Annotated in this window: 8 protein-coding genes and 5 tRNA genes; 6 read left to right on the top strand and 7 right to left on the bottom strand. The window is 52.4% G+C overall.

Annotation, left to right across the window (positions count from 1 at the left end; genetic code table 11):
• Positions 1–5: 5 nt before the first annotated feature.
• From C9J01_RS29155 to orn, 6 genes are all read right to left on the bottom strand, one after another.
• Positions 6–81 (bottom strand) — tRNA-Gly (locus tag C9J01_RS29155).
• Positions 82–114: 33 nt separating this feature from the next.
• Positions 115–190, bottom strand: a tRNA-Gly gene (locus tag C9J01_RS29150).
• Between the two features lie 33 nt (positions 191–223).
• Positions 224–299, bottom strand: a tRNA-Gly gene (locus tag C9J01_RS29145).
• 34 nt (positions 300–333) lie between these two features.
• Positions 334–409: transfer RNA gene (locus C9J01_RS29140), tRNA-Gly, on the bottom strand.
• Positions 410–426: 17 nt separating this feature from the next.
• Positions 427–503, bottom strand: a tRNA-Met gene (locus C9J01_RS29135).
• 132 nt (positions 504–635) lie between these two features.
• The gene (gene orn / locus C9J01_RS29130) at positions 636–1,181 is read right to left on the bottom strand and encodes an oligoribonuclease (protein ID WP_107301552.1); all 546 of its coding nucleotides are present in this window, start codon (positions 1,179–1,181) and stop codon (positions 636–638) included.
• A 138-nt stretch (positions 1,182–1,319) separates the two neighbouring features.
• On the opposite strand from orn, the gene rsgA reads away from it, so the two are divergent.
• The 6 genes from rsgA (at position 1,320) to C9J01_RS29100 (ending at position 9,094) form a co-directional block, all read left to right on the top strand.
• Positions 1,320–2,372, top strand: coding sequence for a small ribosomal subunit biogenesis GTPase RsgA (gene rsgA / locus C9J01_RS29125; RefSeq protein ID WP_107301551.1), 1,053 nt, complete (start codon positions 1,320–1,322; stop codon positions 2,370–2,372).
• A 143-nt stretch (positions 2,373–2,515) separates the two neighbouring features.
• On the top strand, positions 2,516–3,397 hold the full coding sequence (gene asd / locus C9J01_RS29120; RefSeq protein WP_107301550.1) for an archaetidylserine decarboxylase: 882 nt from the start codon (positions 2,516–2,518) through the stop codon (positions 3,395–3,397).
• 134 nt (positions 3,398–3,531) lie between these two features.
• A complete protein-coding gene (locus C9J01_RS29115) occupies positions 3,532–4,947 on the top strand; it encodes an SLC13 family permease (protein WP_107301549.1) in 1,416 nt (471 codons plus the stop codon).
• Positions 4,948–5,185: 238 nt separating this feature from the next.
• Positions 5,186–7,069, top strand: a complete 1,884-nt coding sequence (locus C9J01_RS29110; protein ID WP_107301548.1) for a methyl-accepting chemotaxis protein — start codon at positions 5,186–5,188, stop codon at positions 7,067–7,069.
• A 227-nt stretch (positions 7,070–7,296) separates the two neighbouring features.
• Positions 7,297–8,022, top strand: coding sequence for a carbonic anhydrase (locus tag C9J01_RS29105; protein WP_419688036.1), 726 nt, complete (start codon positions 7,297–7,299; stop codon positions 8,020–8,022).
• 175 nt (positions 8,023–8,197) lie between these two features.
• Positions 8,198–9,094 carry a DMT family transporter gene (locus C9J01_RS29100; RefSeq protein ID WP_107301547.1) on the top strand — a complete coding sequence of 299 codons (897 nt, stop codon included), beginning with the start codon at positions 8,198–8,200 and terminating at the stop codon, positions 9,092–9,094.
• A 293-nt stretch (positions 9,095–9,387) separates the two neighbouring features.
• On the opposite strand, the gene epmA is transcribed toward C9J01_RS29100, so the two are convergent.
• The gene (gene epmA, locus C9J01_RS29095) at positions 9,388–10,359 is read right to left on the bottom strand and encodes an elongation factor P--(R)-beta-lysine ligase (protein WP_107301546.1); all 972 of its coding nucleotides are present in this window, start codon (positions 10,357–10,359) and stop codon (positions 9,388–9,390) included.
• Positions 10,360–10,420 lie beyond the last annotated feature (61 nt).

Here is a 10,420-nt window from a genome sequence, read left to right as displayed (position 1 = left end):
TAATCTGGAGCGACACACGAGGTTCGAACTCGTGACCTCAACCTTGGCAAGGTTGCGCTCTACCAACTGAGCTAGTGTCGCATGTCACTGTTAGGCACAATGAAAGCCATAATCTGGAGCGACACACGAGGTTCGAACTCGTGACCTCAACCTTGGCAAGGTTGCGCTCTACCAACTGAGCTAGTGTCGCATGTCACTGTTAGGCACAATGAAAGCCATAATCTGGAGCGACACACGAGGTTCGAACTCGTGACCTCAACCTTGGCAAGGTTGCGCTCTACCAACTGAGCTAGTGTCGCATGTCACTGTTAGGCACAATGAAAGCCATAAATCTGGAGCGACACACGAGGTTCGAACTCGTGACCTCAACCTTGGCAAGGTTGCGCTCTACCAACTGAGCTAGTGTCGCATATTCTCGAAGAGAATTGGTTGCGGGGGCCGGATTTGAACCGACGACCTTCGGGTTATGAGCCCGACGAGCTACCAAGCTGCTCCACCCCGCGTCCGTATTATATTGAAAGGCAAACCAAACTAAGAATTGCCTTTCGAGGCTGCGCATTATACGAGGAAATGAGACGGATGCAATAGTTCTCAAAAAAAATTTGATCTTTCCTATCCAACCGTCTATTTCATCATCAGATTTTCATGATCTGCTCACGATAGTAGCGCAGCTCGGCGATCGAGTCGCGAATATCATCAAGCGCTAAGTGACTGCCCTTCTTGCTAAAACCATCTAATACTTCAGGCTTCCAACGGCGGGTCAACTCTTTGAGGGTGCTGACATCCAAGTAGCGATAATGGAAATACTTCTCTAGCTCAGGCATATGCTTGTAAAGGAAGCGGCGATCCTGGCCAATACTGTTACCGCAAATTGGTGAGGCCCCTTTTGGCACCCATTGCTCAAGGAAAGCGATGGTTTGGCGAACCGCGTCTTCTTCGCTGATACGGCTCTGGCGGATCCGCTCTACTAATCCACTGTTGGTATGGGTGGTTGTGCACCATTCATCCATCTTAGCCAGTTCGGTCTCAGGCTGGTGAATTGCCAGCACAGGTCCTTCTGCGAGGACATTGAGCTGCGCGTCGGTCACAATTGTCGCAATTTCAATGATTTTATGGGTTTCGGGATCCAACCCGGTCATTTCTAAGTCGATCCAAATTAGGTTCTGATCGCTGATCATCATCGGATATTGCCTATTCTATGAGTAAACCATGTATGATAATACCAAACTAGCGTTATTGCCGAGGCTGCTATTGCAGGTTTTTCGGCAGATGACACATCGGTATTTTACCGTAAGCCAACTTAACTGAACGATATTCTTGTGGCAAAAAAGAAAAAGCTTACTAAAGGTCAGAGCCGCCGCGTGCGCTCTAACCAAAACAAACGACTGAAACGCGAAAAAGATGATGTCCAGTGGGATGAAACCCTGCTGGAATCGGCCCGTGAAGGCTTAGTGATCACCCGTTTCGGCCAACATGCCGATATCGAGGATCCGGAAACCGGGATCATCCATCGCTGCAACCTGCGCCGGAGCATCCAAAGTCTGGTGTCTGGCGACCGTGTGGTATGGCGGCCTGGTGTTGAGGCCCTGCAGGGCATCGCAGGCGTAGTTGAAGCTGTCCATGAGCGCGAGTCGATGCTGACCCGCCCCGACTACTATGACGGTGTCAAAGCGGTCGCAGCCAACGTTAACCAAATCATCATTGTCTCTGCCGTTCTGCCCGAGTTATCACTCAATATCATTGACCGCTACCTGATCGCCGCAGAAACCGTGGGGATCCCGCCACTGATCGTGCTCAATAAAGTCGATCTACTCGAAACCGAAGATCGAAAGCAGGTCGAAGAGACCCTTGCTCTCTATCAAGAGATTGGCTACGAAGTGCGTTTGGTTAGCTCGGAGACCGGTGAAGGGCTTGATGGCCTGCGCGAAGATCTTAAAGGTCATATCAGCATTTTTGCCGGTCAATCCGGTGTCGGTAAATCTAGTCTGGTTAACTCCTTGATGCCAGAAGTCGATGCTGAAGTGGGCGATGTGTCGGAAAACTCCGGCCTTGGCCAGCATACAACGACCGCAGCACGCCTGTATCACTTCCCTGACGGTGGCGATTTGATCGACTCGCCGGGAGTCCGTGAGTTTGGCCTGTGGCATCTTGAACCAGAGCAGGTCACCGAAGCATTTGTCGAGTTCCGTGAATATCTGGGCGGCTGTAAGTTCCGCGACTGTAAGCATGGCAACGATCCGGGCTGCATCATTCGTGAAGCCGTCGAGGAAGGCAAGATCCACCAGGCCCGTTACGACAGCTACCACAAGATCATCGACAGCATGTCAGAAAATGTCGCCAACCGGCAGTTCTCTCGCAACAAGCCCGATTGATGACTGGCGGCTCCCTTTTAGTAGGGAGCCTCAACCACGACAGCAAGTAACTGACTTTAGCCAACAAGTTAGGTATTATTACAGGCCGACGTTATAATTACGTAACTATCTTGTTGAAAAACTCACTGTTTCTGGACGATACCGTGCACGACAATTTCAAAATCGGCTTGCAGTACTGCGCGCCAAAGCAAACCCTTACCCAGCTAGCAGGCAAACTTGCCTCCATGAAGGCTGGCAAGTTAACGACCGCAGTTATCCGCTGGTTCATCCGCCAGTACGGCATTGATATGAATGAGGCACGTAACCCAGATCCAGCGGCTTACGCGACCTTCAATGATTTCTTTGTGCGTGAACTCAAAGACGGCGCTCGCCCAATCAATGACGATGCGGCGACTATTAGTCACCCAGCTGACGCCTGCGTCAGCCAACTAGGCCCAATCACTGGTGGCGAGCTGATCCAAGCTAAAGGCCACACCTATGAGGCAGTTGAGCTACTTGGTGGTGACCAAGCGCTAGCAGACGAGTTCCAAGATGGCCACTTTGCCACGCTGTACTTGTCGCCAAAAGATTACCACCGCGTCCATATGCCATGCGACGGTACGCTTCGTCACATGGTTTATGTGCCGGGCGAGTTATTCTCGGTAAACCCGCTAACAGCGAAAAACGTCCCTAACCTGTTTGCCCGCAACGAACGTGTGGTATGTATCTTCGATACTGAATTTGGTCCGATGGCACAGGTTCTCGTCGGTGCTACCATTGTCGGCAGCATTGAAACCGTGTGGGCCGGTACCATCACGCCACCGCGCAGCCCGCAGATCCACCGCTGGAATTATCCAGCCGAGGGCGAGCAGGCTATCACCCTGAAGAAAGGCGATGAGATGGGCCGCTTCAAACTGGGCTCAACAGTGATCAACCTGTTCCCGAAAGATGCCATCGCGTTTGTCGACGGCTTGGAGCCGGGCGTGCCGACCAAGATGGGTAGCGCTTATGCGCAACGCATGCAGGGCAATGCTTCAGAAGCTTAAACAGTTAACATTTTTGAACAAAAAGGGGCCTTTTAGGCCCTTTTTTTATGAAAAAAATTGACCATATCGAGGAAAATATCAACATCCAAATAGTATGCTGGGGTCAGTCAATAATATAAGCAAACCAACATACTATGAAAAAAGTACCTTTATCCCAGCTAGTTAAGCTGCTGGTCGCATTCGGGATCCCGCTCGGGATACTGATGTTGCCTATCGATGCGATTCCAATTGCGGAATTAACCGTTTCCCAACATCGCCTACTCGCTATTTTCGCCCTTGCGGCCCTACTCTGGGTCTTAGAACCGGTCCCGGTTTTTGCCACCTCTATCCTGATCATTACCTCACAATTGATCATGATCTCCGACAGTGGACTGCATACCTTCCGTACCCCACCAGCCGGGCACGAGATGGGAGAAGTGCTCAAGTACACCGATATTCTTGGCTCGTTCTCATCGCCAATCATAATCCTGTTCATGGGGGGATTCGCGCTGGCGATTGCTGCCTCCAAGTATGAATTGGACAACAACCTTGCGCGGGTGCTGCTAAAACCCTTCGGTACCCAGCCGAAATACATCATGCTTGGCCTGATGCTGATCACCGCAGTCTTCTCGATGTTCATGTCAAACACTGCCACTACCGTGATGATGCTGGCCTTGCTGACCCCTATCGTGGCCTCCGTGCCGAAAGGTGATATCGGTATCAAAGCCTTAGTACTGTGTATCCCAATCGCGGCCAATACCGGTGGTATTGCCACACCTATCGGCACCCCACCCAATGCCATTGCCCTGCAATACCTAACGGGCGAAAATGCCATCAGCTTCCTTGGCTGGATGATGATCGGCCTGCCGTTTGTGATCCTGCAACTAGCCTTTGCTTGGTGGTTGCTGCAAAAGATGTTCCCATCAACCCAAACCCACATGCAGCTTGAACTCAATGGCCAATTCCAGAAAAGCTGGCAGGCCATTGTGGTGTACGTTACTTTCGGCCTGACCATCCTGTTGTGGATGACCAGTTCGCTGCACGGCATGAATGTGTATGTCGTCTCAATTATCCCGCTGGCCGTGTTCACCCTGACAGGGATCATGGGCAAAGACGAAATCAAGCTCATCAACTGGGAAGTCCTGTGGTTGGTTGCCGGTGGTATTGCCATCGGTTTGGCGTTGGATAAAACCGGTTTGGCCCGCGCACTTGCTCACGCTGTGGACTACGATGCCCTATCACCGATTGCAGTTGTACTGACGCTATCTATCATCTGTTGGCTAATGGCAAACTTCATGTCCAATACCGCGACAGCTAACTTATTAATACCTATTGCTGCTGCAGTTGCTGCATCCATGGAAAGCTTGGCCGCACTGGGCGGACTGCAAGGCGTATTGGTCGTCGTAGCCTTCTCGGCCTCGCTTGGTATGATCCTACCGGTATCGACACCGCCTAACTCCCTGGCCTATTCAACAGGACTTATCGAAAGTAAAGACATGGCCAAAACCGGCCTGATCATAGGTGTGGTCGGCCTTGCCGTCGTTTACCTAGGCGCGATGCTATTAACTTGATAAATAACCCTCAATAAAAATGTGAAGGCGGCATATACCGCCTTCACACAACCTGATTCTTCCAATGCTCCTCCAGCATAACTCTGTTAACCCGATCACGTTATTTATATGAATTATCTATGATGATCATTCACCTCCGCCAAGGGTATGACTGTACCTTGGGTAACCATCGCTCGATCAACACACCGGAACTGCCTCATATATAAAAACCAACATCAGGCAGCCAAGAGAGATAACAATGAAGCTAACGATCAAACACAAAATACAGCTGGCGATTGCTGTAATCATCGCCACGGTCAGTGCCGTACAGGCCTGGATTTCCATTTCCCAGCTCCGGCAAGAAACTACCACAGCCATCAACAACCAGATGCGGGATATTGCCCAAGGCACCAGCAGCAATATCAGTGACTGGCTCGCCATCCGCAGCGACATGATGCTGGCCAACGAAAGCTTGATAGCCAACCAGGATAATGTCGACCGCGAACTATTGCTGACTAAGCGTGCCGGGCAGTTCCTGTCGGTCTACGCTGGGTTCAATGACGGCACCATTGCCTATGGCGACAAAACTGAGGATTGGCCAGAGGGGTATGACCCGCGCACCCGCCCTTGGTACCAAGATGCTATGCGCCAGAGTGGCCTTATCCTGACCGAACCCTACGAGGATTTCGACGGCAGTATGGTTGTCAGCTTTGCCAAGGCCTTTCAGGGTAAAAATCGTGGGGTGCTGGCAGCTGATCTAACCATTAACGATATCATCAATCAGGTCCTCAACCTGCAACTGGACAACAATGGGTTTGCCTTCTTGGTTGATGGTAGCAACAACATCGTTGCCTACCGCGATGAGTCGCTAAGCCAACAACCACTAAGCCAACTCGATAGTGAATTAACCCCGCAACTCTTGCAGCGCCTAGTTGCCAATCCAACCATCCACACTTTCCATCTTGATAGCGACGGCAACGACAAATTGATCTATGCCACCCCAATCGCTGGCACCGATTGGACCCTGGCCCTGGTGGAAGACAAGGACTTGGCCTTTGCCTCTATCGGCGAGCAAATCACCTTTGTCCTGCTAGCCTCTGTCGGCCTTTATATTGTGATTTCGGCGATCGCGACCCTTATTATCAACAATCTGCTTCGCCCGCTAACTCGCCTCAACGAATCGGTTGCCCAACTGGCCGAAGGTCAGGGTGACCTGACCCAGCGTATTGATATTGAAAGAATGGATGAAATTGGCGTCTTGGCCGATAACATGAATCGCTTCCTCGGCCAGCTCCAGAGCATGATCAAAGGTGTAGTGACCCAGTCCGATCGCCTTGGTGAGCAGGCAGAGCTGTCGGCTCAGCAGACGGTACAAGCCAACCAGAAGGTGAATGAACAGCAGAACGATATCAACCAGATTGCCACTGCTATCCATGAAATGTCCGCTACCTCTGCCGAAGTCGCCAGCCATGCCGAAATGACGGCTGCAGCGGCACAAGCCTCCACCAGCTCCTGTGAGCAAGGGCAGGGAGTGATCAGCCAAAACCGCAATGCGATTACTTCATTGGCAACGCAAGTTCAGGATGCCGCTAACGTGATCCACGAGTTGGAGAGCAACGCCCAGAACATCAACCAGATCCTGTCGACTATCCAGGGCATTGCAGAGCAGACCAACCTGCTGGCGCTCAATGCTGCAATCGAGGCAGCCCGTGCGGGTGAGCAAGGGCGTGGTTTTGCCGTTGTTGCCGATGAAGTCAGGGTACTGAGCCAGCGCACCCATGATTCAACCGAGGAAATCCGGGCGATGATCGAGACCCTACAGCAAAATACCCGCCAGGCCGTCGACAGCATGCAGGCCAGCACCAACCTTGCCGGTGAGAGTGTCGGTTTTGCCGAAGCCGCCAGTGATAGCCTGAGCCAAATTACCCAGGCCATTAGCGAAATATCGGATATGGCTACCCAAATCGCCAGCGCCGCCGAAGAGCAGCGTGCCGTCAGCGAAGACATCAGCCGCAACACCCAGGCTATCAAAGATGTCTCCGATCACCTCTCGGTCCAAACCGATGCGGTAACCGATAGTGCCAAGGAAATGCACGCCACGGCTGCCAGTATGTGCCGTGATGTCTCGCGCTTCAAAGTGTGACCGTACTGATAGCTAAGTCCCAAACCGCCCTTCCATGGGCGGTTTTTTTAGCTCTATTCTGAAAACTATTCACAATATCAATAACTAGGTTTTCATTAACCACCGATGTTTTTCTCCATTTCCGGATATGGCTGCCATTTCCGGTACAGGCTGCTCCGCAGCCATTCCCCAGCCACTACACTAAGAAGGTTGGCTAGTTGCATAAAACAATAAAGAGAGGAACAACCGTGAAATTACAATCATTCAAAGTGCTGCTGGTTGCGATGGCCGTTGCATCAGCAACCAGTATTCAGGCAGCAGAGTGGAGTTACGAGGGCGAAAATGGCGCCGATAACTGGGGCAAACACTTTGCCACCTGCGGCGAAGGCGTTAACCAGACCCCAATCGATATCAAAGGTACGGTCAAAGCCGAGCTTAGCCCGCTGCAAATCGATTATCAGGGTAAGGTCCGAGAGGTGATCAATAACGGTCATACCGTGCAAGCCAATGTCGAAGGTAAAAACCAGCTGGTCATCGATGGTGATACGTTCGAGCTCCAGCAGTTCCACTTCCATACTCCGTCTGAAAACTATATTGGCGGCAAACAATTCCCACTTGAAGTCCATTTTGTCCATGCCAATGCAGACGGCCAGCTAGCGGTTATCGCCGCCATGTTCAAAACCGGGCCGAGGGGCAACGAAGCCTTCAATACCCTATTGGCGAAAGTGCCAGAAAAAGACCAAATCCAACCTCTGCAGGATGACCTAAACCCTGCCGACCTGCTGCCGAGGGAGCGGGAGTACTTCCGGTTCAATGGCTCGCTAACGACCCCACCATGCAGCGAAGGGGTGCGCTGGTTCGTGATGCGCGAGGCCCAGGCCGGTACCGAGCAGCAAATTGACAGCCTACACCAAGTCATGGGCGACAATGCCCGTCCGCTGCAACCCCTTAATGCAAGGGTGGTACTAGAGTAAATGGTTTGGCTGTCCTAATACCCCCAGTCCGGCGCTTGAATTAAGCGCCGGCTTTTTCCCGTCAACTTTTCCTCCAGCGAAAACCTTGGCCGACAAACACCTTGCCTCCGGTCACAACTATCCCGCAAGATACCCAACACCAATAAGGATATCGTGTCACTAGTTAAGGATAAGCATGAACTACGAATGGCTGGCTCTGGCAGCTGCATTTCTCTGGGCGGTCAGCAGCCTGATTTCCGTCACCCCTTCACGCCATTTGGGTGCCTTTGCCTATAGCCGCTGGCGGATGGCCTGTGTCACTGTGATGCTATCAAGTATGGCTTGGCTTAATGGCGGCTGGGCAAGCATGCAGTGGGACTATGCCAGCGTAATGATGCTCTCCGGGGTGATCGGTATTTTTATCGGTGATACCGCCCTGTTTGCCTGCTTCAACCGTATCGGCCCCCGTCGCGGTGGCCTGCTGTTTGCCTGCCATGCGGTGTTTTCGGCGTTGCTAGGGATGTGGCTGTTTGGAGAAATTCTGCAAGGCTGGAAGCTACTGGGCAGTATCGCTGTCTTTGCCGGGGTTGCCGTCGCCATTTCTTTCGGCCAACGCCGAGGCAATGAACGGCAACAACATTGGGAAGGTAACCATGGCTCACTGGTATTTGCCATTCTGCTCGGACTGACAGCCGCACTGTGCCAGTCGCTTGGGGCCATTATCGCCAAACCCGTCATGCAAACCGCAATCGATCCCATCGCCGCCTCCGCTGTTAGGATGGCTAGTGCCTTTGCCGCCCACTCTATTCTGCGCCTGAGCGGTGTGCAGCTTGCCCGGCCACTGCAGCCAATCAACCTACGTATCTTGCTGCAAGTTGCCCTCAACGGGCTACTCGCGATGGCTGTTGGCATGACCCTGATCCTCTACGCCCTACGGGACGGCGATGTCGGTATGGTTGCCCTGCTTTCCTCGACCTCACCAATCATGATCCTACCGCTGCTTTGGCTACATACGCGGCAACGCCCACCCGCCGCAGCCTGGCTAGGTGCCATTATCGCCGTGTTGGGCACCATGCTGATACTGACAAACTAATTACAAGTGATAATTATTTGCATTTGGGGATTAATTTGATTATGCTTTGACCTGTTTGGTCAAGGCGCCTTGGAATCCTACCCTGCGACAACACCAGACCTAGAGAGATACGATAACACTAACAATACTGGCTGTTCCCCCAGCTTTTGGCCGCGGCAGTAATACCCTCCTGCCACCAGATGTATGAACGGTTTCTGGCTTCAGAAACAAAAAGCGCGGCATTTTGCCGCGCGGTTCATTGGTCTGCCGCTCACTAAGCGGAGAAGCTTTGTTCAAGCCTTCTCGATCAATTATCAAGCTATCGAGATCGGAAACGCACTGACTTGATCGATATGATCCACACCCAATGACAACATGATCAAACGATCCACCCCCAAGGCCACACCGGCACAATCCGGGAACCCAGCGCGCAACGCCGCAACCAAATGCATGTCGATAGGCTGTGGCTCCAACCCCATTTCAAGACGTTTGCGGTTATCGGCCTCAAAGCGGGACAACTGCTCGTCACCATCGGACAGTTCATGGAAACCATTAGCCAACTCAATCCCTTTGAAATACACCTCGAAGCGCTCGGCAACCCGATTATCCTTAGGGTTGATCTGGGCCAGCGCAGCTTGAGACGCCGGGAAGTCATAGACAAAAGCCGGAGTTTGCTGACCGATTTTCGGCTCGACACCGACACTGAACAACAGTTGTAGCAAAGTATCGCGATCCTGCTCAGGCTCGGCGATGTCTGCCAGCCCCAACCCAGCAGCGGCAACCTTCAATTCAGCCATACTCCCTTCCAGTGGGCACACTCCGAGTACATCCACAAAGGCTTGCTGATAGGTCATCCGCTCGGCTTGGCCGCATTTCAATACTGGTTGCAGCAGATCATCCATCTCGTCCATCAGGGCGTGGTGATCAAAACCCGGGCGGTACCATTCCAACATCGTGAATTCCGGGTTGTGGAAACGGCCCGACTCTTCATTGCGGAATGATTTACAGATCTGGTAGATAGGCCCACTGCCAGCAGCGAGCAAACGCTTCATGTGGAATTCAGGGCTAGTCATCAGATAGAGCTGCTGGCCATCGGCATAACCCGGCCCGACAAAGGTAGTCTGGAAAGTGTGGAGGTGGATATCCGTTACCGTGGCTTGGCTCATCGCCGGGGTATCAACTTCCATCACCTCGCGCTGAGCAAAAAAGTCACGGATCGTCGCTAGGATTGCTGCACGCTGCCTGAGACGGTTGATAGGTGCCGTGGGTTGCCAATGGGTAGTCATAGCCTGAGTTCTTCAACAAAGTTAGGGTGGATTGAAGCGCTATTTTACCCCAATCCCCGCC

The sequence above is a fragment of the Photobacterium rosenbergii genome (assembly GCF_003026455.1).
GTDB classification, from domain to species: Bacteria; Pseudomonadota; Gammaproteobacteria; order Enterobacterales; family Vibrionaceae; genus Photobacterium; species Photobacterium rosenbergii.
Note: the sequence above shows the minus strand (reverse complement) of the source record. Positions and strands in the feature narration are given on the sequence as shown.

Bases quoted from the DNA above. Each gene is read 5' to 3' on its own strand.
- orn (WP_107301552.1), bottom strand. From the start codon at position 1,181: ATGATGATCAGCGATCAGAACCTAATTTGGATCGACTTAGAAATGACC.
- C9J01_RS29115 (WP_107301549.1), top strand. From the start codon at position 3,532: ATGAAAAAAGTACCTTTATCCCAGCTAGTTAAGCTGCTGGTCGCATTC.
- C9J01_RS29110 (WP_107301548.1), top strand. From the start codon at position 5,186: ATGAAGCTAACGATCAAACACAAAATACAGCTGGCGATTGCTGTAATC.
- C9J01_RS29100 (WP_107301547.1), top strand. From the start codon at position 8,198: ATGAACTACGAATGGCTGGCTCTGGCAGCTGCATTTCTCTGGGCGGTC.
- epmA (WP_107301546.1), bottom strand. From the start codon at position 10,359: ATGACTACCCATTGGCAACCCACGGCACCTATCAACCGTCTCAGGCAG.